This is a genomic window from Limnohabitans sp., assembly GCF_044361645.1.
Lineage (GTDB): Bacteria > Pseudomonadota > Gammaproteobacteria > Burkholderiales > Burkholderiaceae_C > Limnohabitans_A.
Genome location: NZ_JBIKIL010000088.1, coordinates 1 through 15,577, shown reverse-complemented (window position 1 = coordinate 15,577; position 15,577 = coordinate 1). Strand labels below are relative to the sequence as shown.

The 15,577-nt window shown below is 59.9% G+C and carries 15 protein-coding genes and 1 pseudogene; all 16 read left to right on the top strand.

The genetic code is table 11. The annotated features are described in order from the left end of the window. Positions 1 to 878 (top strand): annotated as a pseudogene (locus ACIQ39_RS13555) (heme utilization protein); the annotation flags it as partial. Positions 879 to 1,638: 760 nt separating this feature from the next. Beyond that, positions 1,639 to 2,115, top strand: a complete 477-nt coding sequence (locus ACIQ39_RS13550; RefSeq protein ID WP_396435134.1) for a tetratricopeptide repeat protein — start codon at positions 1,639 to 1,641, stop codon at positions 2,113 to 2,115. A gap of 62 nt (positions 2,116 to 2,177) precedes the next feature. Next, positions 2,178 to 3,356, top strand: coding sequence for a flagellin (locus ACIQ39_RS13545; RefSeq protein WP_396435133.1), 1,179 nt, complete (start codon positions 2,178 to 2,180; stop codon positions 3,354 to 3,356). A 55-nt stretch (positions 3,357 to 3,411) separates the two neighbouring features. Next, positions 3,412 to 3,585, top strand: coding sequence for a hypothetical protein (locus ACIQ39_RS13540; RefSeq protein ID WP_396435132.1), 174 nt, complete (start codon positions 3,412 to 3,414; stop codon positions 3,583 to 3,585). 73 nt (positions 3,586 to 3,658) lie between these two features. Further along, on the top strand, positions 3,659 to 3,889 hold the full coding sequence (locus ACIQ39_RS13535; RefSeq protein ID WP_396435131.1) for a hypothetical protein: 231 nt from the start codon (positions 3,659 to 3,661) through the stop codon (positions 3,887 to 3,889). Further along, positions 3,889 to 4,107, top strand: a complete 219-nt coding sequence (locus ACIQ39_RS13530) for a hypothetical protein (protein WP_396435130.1) — start codon at positions 3,889 to 3,891, stop codon at positions 4,105 to 4,107. Before ACIQ39_RS13535 ends, ACIQ39_RS13530 begins: the two co-directional genes overlap by 1 nt. A 32-nt stretch (positions 4,108 to 4,139) precedes the next feature. Continuing rightward, a complete protein-coding gene (locus ACIQ39_RS13525) occupies positions 4,140 to 4,967 on the top strand; it encodes a tetratricopeptide repeat protein (protein ID WP_396435129.1) in 828 nt (275 codons plus the stop codon). Positions 4,968 to 5,962: 995 nt separating this feature from the next. Beyond that, positions 5,963 to 7,465 (top strand): sigma-54 interaction domain-containing protein, encoded by a 1,503-nt coding sequence (locus tag ACIQ39_RS13520; RefSeq protein ID WP_396435128.1) that lies wholly within the window; start codon positions 5,963 to 5,965, stop codon positions 7,463 to 7,465. 11 nt (positions 7,466 to 7,476) lie between these two features. Then, on the top strand, positions 7,477 to 7,821 hold the full coding sequence (fliE, locus tag ACIQ39_RS13515) for a flagellar hook-basal body complex protein FliE (protein WP_396435127.1): 345 nt from the start codon (positions 7,477 to 7,479) through the stop codon (positions 7,819 to 7,821). A gap of 21 nt (positions 7,822 to 7,842) precedes the next feature. Further along, a complete protein-coding gene (gene fliF / locus ACIQ39_RS13510) occupies positions 7,843 to 9,711 on the top strand; it encodes a flagellar basal-body MS-ring/collar protein FliF (protein WP_396435126.1) in 1,869 nt (622 codons plus the stop codon). Positions 9,712 to 9,732: 21 nt separating this feature from the next. Beyond that, positions 9,733 to 10,878 (top strand): flagellar motor switch protein FliG, encoded by a 1,146-nt coding sequence (gene fliG, locus ACIQ39_RS13505; RefSeq protein ID WP_396435125.1) that lies wholly within the window; start codon positions 9,733 to 9,735, stop codon positions 10,876 to 10,878. Further along, positions 10,871 to 11,782 (top strand): FliH/SctL family protein, encoded by a 912-nt coding sequence (locus ACIQ39_RS13500; RefSeq protein WP_396435124.1) that lies wholly within the window; start codon positions 10,871 to 10,873, stop codon positions 11,780 to 11,782. Before fliG ends, ACIQ39_RS13500 begins: the two co-directional genes overlap by 8 nt. Before the next feature lie 30 nt (positions 11,783 to 11,812). Further along, entirely contained in the window at positions 11,813 to 13,132 is a 1,320-nt protein-coding gene (locus ACIQ39_RS13495; RefSeq protein ID WP_396435123.1) for a FliI/YscN family ATPase, read from the top strand. Between the two features lie 17 nt (positions 13,133 to 13,149). Beyond that, positions 13,150 to 13,599, top strand: a complete 450-nt coding sequence (locus ACIQ39_RS13490; protein ID WP_396435122.1) for a flagellar FliJ family protein — start codon at positions 13,150 to 13,152, stop codon at positions 13,597 to 13,599. 154 nt (positions 13,600 to 13,753) lie between these two features. Further along, positions 13,754 to 14,860 (top strand): hypothetical protein, encoded by a 1,107-nt coding sequence (locus tag ACIQ39_RS13485; RefSeq protein WP_396435121.1) that lies wholly within the window; start codon positions 13,754 to 13,756, stop codon positions 14,858 to 14,860. A 21-nt stretch (positions 14,861 to 14,881) separates the two neighbouring features. Continuing rightward, complete coding sequence (locus ACIQ39_RS13480) at positions 14,882 to 15,316, top strand: hypothetical protein (RefSeq protein WP_396435120.1); 435 nt, start codon at positions 14,882 to 14,884, stop codon at positions 15,314 to 15,316. Positions 15,317 to 15,577: the final 261 nt, after the last annotated feature.

Sequence of the window (15,577 nt, the reverse complement as noted above, 5' to 3'; positions counted from 1 at the left end):
CCTTGACCACCGCGCAGCTCAACGCCATGGCCAGCGACGACCTCAAGGCCCTCACCACCGCCCAGGTCAAGGCCCTGACCTCCACCCAACTCGGCGCGCTGACCAGCACCCAAGTGGCCCTGATGGAGAACGCCGACATCGCCGCCCTGAACACCGACCAGATCAACAAACTCTCCTCCGGTGCCATCGCCGCCCTGTCCACCAGCCAAGTCAAAGCCTTGAGCTCGGCACAGCTCAATGCGCTGACCTCGGCGCAACTGACCGCCATGGAAACCGCCGATGTGGCCGCCCTGAGCACCGCTCAGATCAGCAAACTCAGCACCGCCCAAGTGGCCTTGCTCTCCACTGGTCAAGTTGTCGGCCTGGGCACCGCCCAAATCAAGGCCCTGGGCACGGCGCAAGTGGCCGCTTTGACCTCCACCCAACTCAATGCCATGGCCAGCGAGGACTTGCGAGCGCTCAGCAGCGCACAAATCAAGGCCCTGAGCACCAACCAAGTGAGCACCTTGACCACCGGCCAAATCGTGGCCCTGAGCACCGCCCAAGTGGCCGCCCTGAGCACCGCGCAGGTCGCCTCCTTGACCACCGCGCAGCTCAACGCCATGGCCAGCGACGACCTCAAGGCCCTCACCACCGCCCAGGTCAAGGCCCTGACCTCCACCCAACTCGGCGCGCTGACCAGCACCCAAGTGGCCCTGATGGAAAACGCCGACATCGCCGCCCTGAACACCGACCAGATCAACAAACTCTCCTCCGGTGCCATCGCCGCCCTGTCCACCAGCCAAGTCAAAGCCTTGAGCTCGGCACAGCTCAATGCGCTGACCTCGGCGCAAGTTCAGGCATTGACCTCTGCGCAAATCGGTGCCCTGCCTTACTGATCTTGCAACTCGATCCCGGGCCTTCGCCCGGGATGACAAAAAATGGCCCTGGGTGACCTAAAAACCCTCGGGGGTCAGAAAATTTGTCCGAGATGGCAAAAATTTGCACACCATGGATGCAGCCAATTCATCGGGTCGGATCAATAAACCGTGCTTTCTTCAATGAGACAGCGTTTTCTCTTGCATTGAACAGGCTTGGGGTGCCAACAAGGTTCTCCCGTCACTGCGAAGAGCGCAGCGACGCGGCAGTCCATGGATCGCTTCGTGCCTCGCGATGACCGGATACTGGGTCGCGATGACACTTACACCACCGTCACTGCGAGGCGCTTAGCGACGCGGTAGTCTATGGATCGCTTCGTGCCTCGCGATGACGGGAATCTGTCTCGCGGAGACGGGCAAATCACCTTCACTGCGAGGTGCAAAAAGCGATCCATCTTTGAGCGCACTGCCATTGGCCAGGGTTAGAGCATCCCTTTTGAAGCCACCCCGCCCCTGAAATCTTGCACCTTGCCGCATGTGGGCCTGTCGGCAATACCTTGCCGCTGGGCTGTCGCGCAGGCATCCAAGTGCCACCGCAGCCTCTTTTCTTGGGGGTTTGGCCTGCTTTTGAATCAAATATTTTGACTTACACGTTTTTATTCATGAAAAAAGTCGGTTTTACGCTAAAGAAAAGCTGGCACGCGTGTTGCTTTGAAGGATTCACCATCGGTCAAGGCCAAGTGCCACCGAAATTTTGACACCCTTCATTGGAGACCCGCAAATGACATCCTTGTACCAAGCCATGCTGTCGCAAGCCCATTTTGGCCAGCCACTGAGCATGCGCGATGTTTCGCAATTCACTGCTGCTGAGATTCGCCAAACCGTGGCTGACTTGGTCGGAGCCAACCGAATTGACTTGGCCAACGCCTTGGCGGCTGCAGGCCAAAGCCTGCACCCCGAGAGCGAAGACATTTTGGCCATCAGTGCTTTGTTGGCCGAGATTCAACAAGATTGGAACGGGGCCCAAGAGCTGCTGCGCCAATTGATCGACACCCAGGGCGCACAAGCTACCCCCTTCACATGGCGTCATCTGATTCGGGTGCTGCGCTGCCAATGCGAGCCCGGCAAGGCTTTGCAAGTGGCCCAACAAGCCCTGGCGGCCCACCCCACCGACACCACTTTGAGTGACGAGTTTTTGGCATTGCAAGAACTGGTCTCCATGCAGGTACCCGTGGCCTCTTCGGCCCGGATGCACTGAACCCAGCCCCCGCCCAACAAGCCCAAGCCTTCACCAAAAATCCTTTTTAAAGAGAAACAGCCATGACTGTCATCAACACCAACATCAAATCTCTGGTCTCGCAAAATGCGATGATCAAAAACAACCGCGATCTGTCGGATGCCATGCAGCAACTGTCAACCGGCAAGCGCATCAACAGCGCCGCCGATGACGCAGCGGGCCTGGCCATTTCTTCGCGCATGACCTCACAGATCACAGGTTTGAATCAGGCCATTCGCAACGGCAACGACTCGGTCTCGATGCTGCAAACCACCGAAGGCGCGATGATCGAGATGACCAATATGCTGCAACGCATGCGTGAGTTGGCCGTTCAATCTTCTAACGACACCTACACGGATGTGGATCGCGGCTACCTCGACTTGGAGTTTCAACAACTCAAGGCCGAAGTCAATCGAATCACGAAGGACACCGAATGGAACGGCATGCCGATTTTGAATGGCACGGTTGAAAATGACGACGGCACGTTTGGGAAATTTGAATTTCAAATCGGCGCCAATGATGGGCAAATCATCACACACACCGTGTCAGACATGGGCTTCAGAGACGATGCAAAAGCAATTTTCAAGACGGATACACCCAATTCTGTAGGTGTGAGTCAGCAATCGAGTTTGACTTTGAGCGGTACCTACAAACCCGGCGACGTGATCAACGTGAAAATTGGGGAAACTTCGGCCAATTACACGGTGGTTGATGCCGATTTGACGGGAGCGGATGACGATGCCAACTTGATCACGATCGCCACCAATCTGGCCCTTGCAACCGGTGCCACCATGGGCAACACCACGGTGCTCGCGTCCAGCAATGTTTTGACCTTTACGGCTGACACTGCGGGCTCTGGTTTTACAGCCAAAGCGACCAATGACTTGGTGGATGTGGGGGCATTGAAAAACGTGCAGTCGCTGACGGTTTTGAACAATACAGACTCCAACACATCCATGCGTGAACTGGACGTGGCCCTGAACCGCATCAGTACCGAACGCGCGGGTTTGGGCGCTGTCATGAACCGCCTGACTTACGCCGTAGACAACCTGGCCAACGTGTCGCAAAACACCTCCGAGTCACGCAGCCGCATCATGGACGCCGACTATGCCAAGGCCAGCAGCGAGTTGGCCCGCACGCAAATCATCTCGCAAGCGGCCACCGCCATGCTGGCACAAGCCAACCAGCAGCCCCAGTCGGTGCTGCAGTTGCTGCAAGGTTGAGCACGGGCAAAACCGGCTTTTTTCAAAATAAAACGTCACACCCAACGGACTGCCCATGCCCCAGATTGCCCACCACACGCCCCAAGCCACACGCCAGTTTTGCGTGGCCATGTGCGCCAAAGCCAACAGCCAGCTCGCGGCGCAGGGCTTGACCGCCTCGCCGCTGACAGCCGTCTTGGCGCAGGCCAACCTGGACTTGCAAAGCGTGCTGGATTTGCTGCGCGACTGAATGGGCAAAGGCTGACCGTGCGCCGATACCGACAGACTGGCACAATCGTAAAAAGTTATAGCCACCAGAAATAATGCAAAAAAATACCAACAAGATCAAAACCAAGGACTGCAAGGTCTGTCGATACATTCGGCAATTTTTGATCTTGGCGGCTGTCCTGTTGGTTTTGATGTGGTCGCAGCCCGATTGGCGTTTGCCGCCCGGCTTGGATTACGCCACCTTGGTGGGCGACTTGTTTTTATGGGCATTTTTAGCCATGCTGGCTTTCAAAGCTTGGCAACACTACAAAGACCGAGACCGCTGATGTCTGCCACAACCATGACACCCTCCCCGGTCGTGCCCCCGACACGCGGCCCCAACTGCTGGCAATGCCAGTTTTTTGGCGTGAGTCACATGCCTGCCGCGCCTTATGCCTGCCGGGCCATGGGTTTCAGCTCCAAAATCATGCCCTCGCTCGAGGTTTTGCGTACCGATGGTCGGTTTTGTCGGTCCTTTGCGGCCAAAACCACGGTCAGCGCGTGACTCACCCCGCTGGCTCAACCACTTGCTCACCCATGCGCAAACGCACCCACTGGATTTTCACTTTAGGACTGGGTTGGCTGTTGTCGGCCCAACTGGGCAACGCCATTGGCCAAACGCGCCCTGCCCCAGCCCCAGCCCCTGCCCCTGCCGCTTCAAGCGTTGCGCCGGTGGGCATGCCCTCGGCGCTGACATCCGGCCTGCCCGGGCAAGCCAATGACAACGTGCAGTCGGGCGTGGCCGCCTTGCAACGCGGGCATTACGCGATCGCCATGCGTGCTTGGCGTGGCGATGCCGACAAAGGCAACGCATTGGCGCAAACCAATGTGGGTTATTTGCACGAACGCGGTTTGGGCGTGCCCCAAAGCTACCCCGAGGCCATGGCCTGGTACCGCAAAGCGGCCGCACAAAACCTGCCCCAAGCCCAATTCAACATTGGCACGCTTTACTTTTACGGCTATGGCGTTGAGCTCAACCCGCGCGAAGGCGTGAAATGGTTTCGCCAAGCGGCCAAAGAAAACCTGGCCGAAGCCCAGTACATGCTGGGCTTGGCCCACCACGAAGGCAAAGGTGCGCCCGCCGATGCCACGCAGGCGCTGGACTGGTTTGTCAAATCGGCCTTGATGGGCTACCCGGCGGCCCAGCTCATGGCGGGCTTGGTGTACCTGTCGGGCGATGCCGGGCGCATCGAAGCGGACAAGGCCTACGTCTGGGCCGAAGTGGCCTACACCAACGGTGTGATGGACGCCTCTTTGCTGCGCGATTACGCCTCGTACAAAATCAACCGCAAACAAATCGAACAGGCCAAAGAAGCAGGCAAACAATGCTTGCAGTCGAACTACAAAAATTGCCCTGCCCGCTGAACTTGGCATCTCGGGGGGCAGCGCCAGTTTGACCAAGACCATCAGCACACCCCAAGCCACGTCGCCCAACCTTCGTCCCCAAGCCTCGTTCCCCAGCCTTGTCATCGCAAGGAATTTTCCCGTCATCGCGAGGAATTTTCCCGTCATCGCGAGGAACGAAGCGATCCACAGCCCCCCAACCCCCGTCATCGCGAGGCACGAAGCGATCCATGTACTGCCGCGTCGCTGCGCTCCTCGCAGTGACGGTGGTGTAGGTGTCATCGCGACCCAGATTCCCGTCATCGCGAGGAACGAAGCGATCCATGGACTGCCGCGTCGCTGCGCTCCTCGCAGTGACGGGGGTGTAGGTGTCATCGCGAGGCACTCTCCCGTCATCGCGACCCAGATTCCCGTCATCGCGAGGCACGAAGCGATCCATAGACTGCCGCGTCGCTGCGCTCCTCGCAGTGACGGTGGTTTGGGTGGCATCGCGAGGCACTCTCCCGTCATCGCGACCCAGATTCCCGTCATCGCGAGGCACGAAGCGATCCATGGACTGCCGCGTCGCTGCGCTCCTCGCAGTGACGGTGGTTTGGGTGGCATCACGAGGAACGAAGCGATCCATGGACTGCCACGTCGCTGCGCGCCTCGCAGTGACGGGGGTTTGGGTGGCATCGCGAGGCACTCTCCCGTCATCGCGAGGCACGAAGCGATCCATAGACTGCCGCGTCGCTGCGCTCCTCGCAGTGACGGGGGTTTGGGTGGCATCGCGACCCAGATTCTCGTCATCGCGAGGCACGAAGCGATCCACAGGCCCCCAAGCCTCGTCACCGAGAGAGCGATGCAGTCCAACAGCCTGGGTGACTGTCAATTTTTCGTCAAAATCATCATTGCATAGGATTAAATAATGAAAAATATTAAAGTATTCACTTTTATACATTATTCGCACTTTGAAGTGATTTAAACATTGGCACAAGGGTTGCTTTACATGTTCCATCTGAATGTGAGGCCACACCGTGAAGACAACCGCTGCATCTGCCCCCCTGGCCCTTTGGCTGGACCCTGAAAAACCGCTCAGCCCCGAGCACAGCCAAGCCCTGCACGCCAGTGGCTGGGCGCTGATGCCTGTTCACACACTGGACGCTTTGGTCTCGAACGCAGCCGATGCCGCCGTGGTGGTCTTGCACCTGAGTGTGGATGTGACCCGGCTCAAGGCGGTGCAGCAGCTGCTGCAAGAGGCTGGACTGAACACCCCTGTGATTGCCCGCGTGCCGCGCCACGAGCTGGAGTTGGCCGTGCAGGCCAGCCAATCGGGTGCGGTGGGCGTGTTGGCCGAAGACGATGTGCGCAGCGTCTCTTGGCTGCGTCTGCATGCCCATTTGCCCCAAACTTCGAAGACCCCGGCCCAACCCAAGCGCCATGTGGTGTTTGTAGACCCCGCCAGCCAGCACTTGCTGGCCCTGGCCCAAAAAGTGGCCCAGGCCGATGTGACCGCTTTGCTGGTGGGGCCGACCGGCTCGGGCAAAGAGGTGATGGCCCGGGTGCTGCACGAGGCTTCAGCCCGCGCCCGCCACCCGTTTGTGGCACTCAACTGCGCGGCCATGCCTGAAAACCTGATCGAAGACATGCTGTTTGGCCACGACAAGGGGGCCTTCACCGGTGCACACCGTGACCAAAAGGGTTTGTTTGAGCAAGCCCAGGGGGGCACTTTGTTTTTGGACGAAATTGGCGAGATGCCCATGCACCTGCAAAGCAAGTTGCTGCGCGTTTTACAAGAGCGCCAATTGACGCGCTTGGGTGGCCAAAGCGCGATTGAGTTGAATGTGCGCATCGTGGCCGCCACCAACAAAGACTTGAAGCAAGCGATTGCCCAGCGCGAGTTCCGCGAAGACCTGTACTACCGCATTGCCACTTTCCGCATGCGCTTGCTGCCCTTGTGCGAGCGCCCAGGCGACATCATCCCCTTGGCCATGCAAAGCCTGCGCCAACACGACAAGCAAGACTGGCGTTTGCACCCCCAAACCCAAGCCCTGCTGCTGCAATACCCCTGGCCCGGCAATGTGCGCGAACTGGAAAACGTGATGCGCCGCGCCATGGTGCTGTGCACTGACCACCACGTCACGCCCGCGCATTTGATGTTTGACGATTGGTTGACACAGACCACGCCTGTGCAGCCCGCACTGGCCTGTGCCCTGGGCGCAGCAACAGGCTTTGACCAGGGCAGCACCAGCTCGCGCAAGCCCGGTTCACACACACCCTGCTTTGTCGAGCCCAGCGAGCGCGACACGCTGCACTGGCCAGATCAGGGCAGCACTGCGGCTGCGCCCGAGATGGCGCTGCCCAGCGTACCGGCCGATTTGCAAAGCGCTGTGCGCCAAAACGAGCACCAAGTGATCATGGCCACCTTGGCCAGCACACCCAGCAAAACCGAAGCGGCCAAGCGCCTGGGCATCAGCCCGCGCACCCTGCGCTACAAGATGGCCCAGTTGCGTGAACACGGCTTGGCCATGGCCTGCTGAAGGAGTCACGCATGATTGAAAGAGCCATCTCTCCCGCCAACATCCAGTCGATGTTGCAAACCCTGCGCAGCCACCAAGCCCAAGCCTCGGGCCTGCCGGGCACCGAGCTCAAAGGGCTGACACCCGAAGTGGGCAAAACCGGCTTTGGCGAACTGGTCTCGGGCGCTCTGAGCCAAGTCAACCAAACACAGGTGCAGTCGTCAGAGATGCGTGCAGCCTACGACCGGGGCGAAAACCTTGCGCTGACCGATGTGGTGCTGGGCATGCAGAAATCGTCCTTGGCTTTTGAGGCCACCTTGCAAGTGCGCAACAAAGTGCTCAAGGCTTACGAAGACATTTTGAACATGCCGGTCTGACCGTCTTAAAGAGAACACGCCATGGCTACAGCGACCGCAACAATGAACAACGGCATGATGACCGTCCCCGCCAATTCGGGGGCTTTGTCGGCACCCGTGTCGGCGTCAGCGCCAGGCTCCACGGGCAGCCTGGCCTTGGCCACGGCCCCGGCAGCCAACCCAAGCCCGATGGGCGGCGGGTTGAATGTTTGGCAGACCCTGGGCATGTCGGACACCTTTCGCCAAGTGCTGCAACAGCCCTCGGTGCGCCGGGTGCTGCCTCTGATCATGATGCTTTTGGTCTTGGTGGTGTTCGCCCTGACCTATGCCTGGATGTCGGCCACGCCCTACCGGCCTGTCATGCCAGGCCTGCAAGAGGCCGACCAACAAGCGGCGTTCGAGTCGCTCAAAACCGCCGACTTCCAGCCCAAGATCGATCCGTCCACGGGCCAGCTCACCGTGCCCAGCAAGCGTTTTCACGAAGCGCGGATTTTTCTGGCCTCACAAGGCTTGCCCAAAGCCGGTGCCACAGGCCTCGATGGCCTGAAAGACCAATCGTCCATGACCACCAGCCAATTCATGGAACAGGTGAAAGTGAACGCCGCCATGGAGCAAGAGTTGGCGCGCAGCATCATGCAAATAGGCAGCGTGCAAAGCGCCCGCGTGCATTTGGCCACGCCCAAGCAAAGCGTGTTTGTGCGCGACCGCACCCCGCCCAAGGCCTCGGTGGTGCTGGCGCCCTACCCGGGCCGTGCCGTCGCGGCCTCGCAAGTACAAGCCATCGTGCACCTGGTGTCTTCCAGCGTGCCCTACCTCACGCCTGACCATGTGACGGTGGTGGACAACGTGGGCAATCTCATGACCGAGTCGGCCACCGAACAAAAACTCGGCCTGACCTCGGCCCAAGAGCAGCACAAGCAGCAAATGGAGGAGGTGTTGCGCAACCGCATCATCCAGATTTTGTCGCCCATGGTGGGTGAGACCAATGTGCGCTCGCAAGTCAATCTGGCGCTCGATTTCACCCAAACCGAAAGCACCACCGAAGACTTTGACAACCGCGACAAAGGCCCACGCACCCGCTCCGAGGTGCTGGCCCAAGACCGCGCCGCCGTGCGTTCAGCCGAGGGCATTCCGGGCGCCTTGTCCAACACCCCTCCGCCCGAGCCAACCACCAGCAACGCCACTGGGGTGGATGCAGAAAAAGGCCAATCCGAAGCCAGCAACACCCTCAGCAGCCGCTCCACCCGCAACTATGAGCTGGACCGCACCGTGCGCCATGTGCGCAACGCCAGCGGCGGCATCATGAAAGTCAGCGTGGCTGTGATCGTGAACGAGCGCCCAGCCCCAGCCCCAGCCGAGGGCGCTGCGGTAGACCCCAATGCACCCAAGAGCGTGCCCTACACCCCGCAAGAGCTCGAGCAGATGCAGCAAGTGGTGCGCGGCGTGGTGGGCTTTGACCAAACCCGAGGCGACATCGTCTCGGTGGTGCCTGCCCGCTTTGAGGCACCCGCGCCGCTGGAGAGCATTCCTTGGTACATCGAAGACTCGGTGCAGGCAGGCCTGTCCAGCGCCTTGATCGGGCTCAGCTTCATCGTGTTCATGCTCATCGTGGTGCGCCCCATCATGCGCAACATGACCGCAGCCAAAGCCTTGGCCGAAGAAGAAAAAGCCAAAGCCGCACTGGCCGACGGCGAGCTCAGCCCAGAAGACATGCGCATGATTCAAATCGGCGAGGGCGAGAGCCTGGAGGAAATCAAGGCCAAGCTCAAGCCCAAAAAGTCGAGCATCAGCATCGACATGCTGGACACGGCCAACACCTACGACGACAAGGTGGCCCTGATTCGCATGTTGGTGGCCGAAGACTCTGGCCGTGTGGCCAACGTGCTCAAGGGCATGATCAAGGTCGCTTGACCGATACCAGGACACGAAAAAATGGCCACCAAAAAAGACACCGACAAAGATGCCAAAGGCAAAGATGCCAAGGGCAAGGACGCCAAGGGCAAAGACGGCAAAGAGACCAAAGTGGTCGCCTCGGCCATGGGCGATGCGCCCATCGTGATGACCGAAGAGCTGCAAGAAGAACTCGACGCCCTGACCGGTGCGCAACGCGCTGCGGTGCTGATGCTCTTGCTGGGTGAACAGCAAGCGGCCGAAATCATCCGGTTTTTGAACCCCAGAGAAGTACAGTCGCTGGGCGGCGCCATGGTCTCGGTGGCCGACTTGTCGCAAGAGGCGGTGAACATCGTGCTCGACGAATTTGTCGCCATGCTGAAAAAACAAACCAGCTTGGGCTTGGGCACGGGCGACTACGTTGAAAAAGTCATGAAACGCGCCTTGGGCGACGACAAAGCCTCTTCGGTGCTCAGCCGCATCATGCCGGGCCAAGGCAGCAAGGGCTTGGAAATTTTGAAGTGGATGGACGCCCGCTCGATTGCCGACATGATCCGCAACGAACACCCCCAGGTCACGGCCATCATTTTGTCGGTGCTCGAATACGACGTGGCCGCCGATGTGCTGAATTTTTTGCCGCCAGAGGCGCGGCCCGAAGTATTGCAGCGCATTGCCAGCTTGGAGACGGTGCAACCCTCGGCCATGGAGGAGCTGGAGTCGATCATGAAAAAGCAGTTCGCCAGCAACTCGTCGGCCAAGTCGTCGAGCTTTGGCGGCGTGAAAGCGGCCGCCAAGATCATGAACTTCGTCAAAGTCGATCTGGAGTCTTCCATCATGGGTGGGCTGTCGCAGCTCGACCCCGAGTTGATGCTGAAAATCCAAGACAACATGTTCACCTTCGAAAACTTGGTGGGCGTGGACAACCGGGGCATTCAGGTGCTCATGCGCAACGTGGAGCCAGACATGCTCATGACGGCCTTGAAAGGCGCGCCCGAGTTCGTCAAAGAAAAGTTTTTTGGCAACATGTCGGCGCGTGCACGGGTCATGTTCATCGACGAGATGGAGGGCAAAGGCCCACTGCGCATCACCGACGTGGAAGAGGCGCAAAAGACCATCATGCGTTTGGCGCGCAAGCTTTCCGATGCCGGCGAACTGGTGCTGGCTGGCCGAGGGGACGACTTTGTCTGACACCCAGCGCGCCCCTGGCGGCTGGAGCGCCAACGCTTTGCTCAACGCCAAAAGCCAAGCCCCAAGCTTTTTGCGCACCCAATGGGACGAGGGCAAGGCGCGCTCGTTTGGCCCTTGGCGCGTGACCGACCGCACCGAGCCGACCGATGCGCTGACCTTGCCTGCCGCTTTGAATGCGCCAGCGCAGGCCGACCCCAGCGATGAGCTTGCGCCGTACCCGCCCGAGACCCCAGAGATGGCCCTGCCTGTGGCCGAAGACGCCCGCATGTCCGAGGCCGCTTTGCACGCCATACAAGCTGCCGCCTACCAACTGGGCCTGCAAGAGGGGCAAGCCCAGCTGAACGCCGAACTGGACGCCGAGCGCATCCAAGAGCGCGAACTCATACGCCATCTGGGCATTGAGCTGCGCAGCATCAGCCAAGACCCCCAGCGCTTTTTTGAACCCCTCAAACGCCTGTCTTTGCACCTGGCCGAGCAGCTGGTGCGGGCCGAGTTGCAAATTTCAGGTCAAGCCATTCAAGGCTTGATCCAGTCGTGCATTCAACAACTCGACCACCCGGCGCAGCCCGTGCAGGTGAGTCTGAACCCGCAAGACATGAAGCGATTGCAAGCCATGGGTGAGGCCGTCACGGCCCACTTGGATTTAGAGGCCGACCCCCAACTGCGCCCTGGCAGCGTGCGCGTGCGCGTGCAAGACAGCGTGGTGCAAGACCTGATTGAGCACCGCCTAGAGCCGCTGGCGCGTCGCTTACTGCCCCAGCCCGAAGCTTGGATGAAAACATCCAGCTTGGTGCAAGACAAAGTCGACGCGCTGCCCGAGAACACGCCCAAACGCGATTGGGACCGGCAAGTGATTGACGTGCAGGACACCGATGTCAAAACCACCCCCGAAAAAGACAGCTGATGTTCAACTTCCCCACGCGAGCCTGCCCACATGAACTTTGACCAAGAAGTCAACCAGCTGATCGGCGGGCTGCATGCCCCCGAGCCCCAGCGCAGCGGCACCCTGGTGCGGCTGGTGGGCATGCGGCTGGAAACGCGCGGCCTGATGGCCCCGCTGGGCGCGTGCTGCGAGATCGTGGGCCAAATGGGCCACCGGGTCGAAGCCGAGGTGGTGGGCTTCAACGACGAAACCCTGTTTTTACTGCCCTTCACCGAACCCCAAGGCATTGGTCCGGGCGCTCAGGTACGCGTGCTCAGCCACACCTCGCAGGTCTGCCTCGGGCCGGATTTGCTGGGCCGCATCATCGACGGGCGCGGCCAACCGCTGGACGGCAAACCGCCACCCGAGTGCCGCGATGTGCTGAGCCTGCAAGGGCGGCCCATCAACCCCATGGAGCGCGGACCGATCAAAGAGGTGCTGGACGTGGGCGTCAAAGCCATCAACGGCATGCTCACCATTGGCCGAGGCCAGCGTCTGGGCCTGGTGGCCGGATCGGGCGTGGGCAAAAGCGTGCTGCTGGGCATGATGACGCGCTTTACCGAAGCCGAGGTGGTGGTGATCGGCCTGATCGGCGAGCGCGGGCGTGAGGTGCAAGCCTTCATTGAAGAGTCACTGGGGCCAGAAGGCCTGGCCAAGTCGGTGCTGGTGGCCGCGCCGGCCAACGAGTCGCCCGTGTTGCGCCTCAAAGCCACGCACTTGACACATGTGATTGCTGAGTATTTTCGGGACCAGGGCAAAAACGTTTTGATGCTGGTGGACAGCCTGACCCGAGTGGCCCATGCGCAGCGCGAAATCGGCCTGGCGGTGGGCGAGCCGCCCACCGCCAAGGGCTACCCACCTTCGGTGTTTGCGCTGCTGCCCAACCTGATCGAACGCGCTGGCGTAGGCCGTCACGGCGTGGGCTCGATCACCGCCATCTACACCGTGTTGGCGGAAGGAGATGACGCCAACGATCCGATCGTGGACATTGCACGCGCCTCGCTCGATGGGCAGGTGATGCTGTCGCGCAAACTGGCCGACGCGGCCCACTACCCGGCCATTGACTTGAATGGCTCGGTCTCGCGCGTCATGCAAAACTTGCTCTCACCCGAAGACCAAAAACTGGCCAACCGCTTTCGGCGTTTGTGGGCGCTGTACCAACAAAACCAAGACCTGATCCAGGTGGGCGCTTACGAAGCGGGCAGCAACCCCGACCTGGACCAAGCCATCCGGCTGCGCGCCTCGATGGAGCATTTTTTGCAGCAAGACATGCACACCAGCCAAGACGCTGCGAGCACGCGCCGCGAAGTCCAAGCCTTGATGAACGCCTGAACCCCAAGGAACACCCCATGCGACAAACCCGAAACTGCTGGCCCGTGTTGGTGCGCAAAGCCCAAGACGCCCTGACCCAAATCCAAACCGACATGGTGCAAGCCCTGGAACGGGTTGAGCAACTCAACGCCAGCCACCAACGCCTGTGCAAGCTCTACGACGAATACCGCCTGCAAGAGCAAGCCAGCCAAGCACCCGTGATGGGCATGCAAGCGAGCATGAACCACCGCGCGTTCATGGCCCAATTGCTCAACCTGCAGCACCGCGTGGTGGTGGACCTGGGCAAAGCCCAAGCCCACTTGGCCCAACTGCGTAAACAAAGACTGCACTGCGAGATCGAGCTGCACAAGATGCAGTCACTGGCCGCCCAAGACGCTCAAGCCGTGGCACAAGACGCCAAGCGCAGCGAACAAAGGCAAATGGACGAACTGGGCGTGCGCCAGTTCAATTTGAGCATGGGGACTTGATCGGCTTTTTTGTTGGGGCACATGCTGTCTTGGATCAAGGCCGAGTTTGCACACTTGTGGCTATGATGACCAAGCATCAAAACAGTGGCCTTTTTCAGCGCAAAGCCACACACAATCGGCACTCAGGGGGGATCACCATGACGGAAAACACGCATTGGACATCCACAAACACTTGTTGAATTTCAAAGCCCTGCGGCTGAAGCTGCGGCCGCTGAGGTGGCGAATGGTGGGCCTGAGCTTATGCAGCTTCGCCTTGGGCAGCACACTGCCGCTTGGGGCCCAAGCCCAAAGTGACGCGCCAAGCCACGCACCAACCACAGCACCCAGCGCCCCCCCAGTGGCTTTGTGGCCCACCATTCCCTTTGTGCGCGGCCAAGACCTGTGCCAATACCAAGACGCCTATGGCCGCACCCGCGCCCAGCAAGCCACCCAAATGGCACAACTGCTGAGTGACTTGATCCGCGATGGGGCCGACCCACAACAAGCGCCCCAGTTGCTGCAAACCATCGACAGCCTGATCGACCAAGGACGAGAACGGGCCACCAGCGGCTTTGGCATGGATGTTTTGCTCGAAGGCAGCTTCAAGGCCGCGCTTGACCGGGTCTACGAACAACACCAACCAAGGGCGCGCAAAGTGCGCTTTGTCAACCCCACAGCGCTCAACGAGTTGGTGCGCGTGCTGCGCGCCCAGCAAAGACAGGGCAGCTTGGAGGGCAAACAACTCAAGGGCCTGACAGGCGTGGCTTGGGGCACCTACTCTTACAGCCCCGGCTGCAAAGGCGATGTGCTGGTGACCTTGCACTTTGAGACCCAGTCCGGGCAAACCTTCAACTACCAAGCGCGCGGCATGGCCGAAACGGTGATGGGGCAAATCGCGGCCCAAGTGTTCATGCAATTTCAAAAAACCCAGTTCCCCAGCCAAGTCTTGCACTTGGGCAAGACCTTGGAGCTGCTGGGCGCACCGGGCAACCGGCTTGGCACCACCAACTCACCGCGCAAAGCGCAATACGCCTGCGAGTGCATGCAAGCGCGCCTGCCCACCGTGGGTGAATACATCTACCTCAACGAGCTGGGCAACTGGAATGGTGGCGTGAACAGCGACAAAGGCTTGTGGGCCCTGTCGCAAGAAAGGGTGATGGCCCCAGAGATGCCCAACCCGTCCATCGTGCGCTCGATCACAGAGTTTCAGTCACCTCAAATCCACTACTTTTGCGTACGCCACGTGGCCGACAAAAAGACCGCCAGCCTGTGCCCCGATTAACACTCCACCCAAGCTCAAACCATGGCCACCCCCAAAAAACAACGCCCTGCCCCCAAAACCGATGCCATTCCACCCGCTTTTTGGTCCACCCTGATCGGCATCACCGTGCTGGTGCTGGGCGGCCTGGGTGTGTACTGGATGGTGGAAAACGCCACACCCAAACCCATGCGGGTTCAGGTGCTGCTGGACAACCGCTGCGAAATCATCGACGACGCCTTCATGGCCGTGTCCGAACCCGACGGTGCTCGCAGCGTTTTCATCAAAGGCATGGCTCAACTGAACACCACCAACAAGGCCAAGATCATGGTCAAAGTGAACGACAAATACCCCGGTTTCCAGTTCGAATCCAGCAAATCCGACGCCGCACCCCGAGTCACCATCCAAGTCAATTGCGACACCGGCGACCGCACCCAACGCACGCTGGACGCGATGAAAGAGCAATTCAAAGCCAAATAGCTTTCGCACACCTTCGCAAGTCACACTCCGTCATCGCGAGGCTGTTTCTCGTCATCGCGAGTCACATTCCGTCAGTGCGACCCAGTTTCCCGTCATCGCGAGGTACGAAGCGATCCATGGACTGCCGCGTCGCTGCGCTCCTCGCAGTGACGGGGATTTGGGTGACACCGCGAGGCACTTGCCCGCCGTCGCGAGGCACTTTCCATCATCGCGACCCACTTACCGTCATCGCGACCCACATTCCGTTCAACCCAACGACGT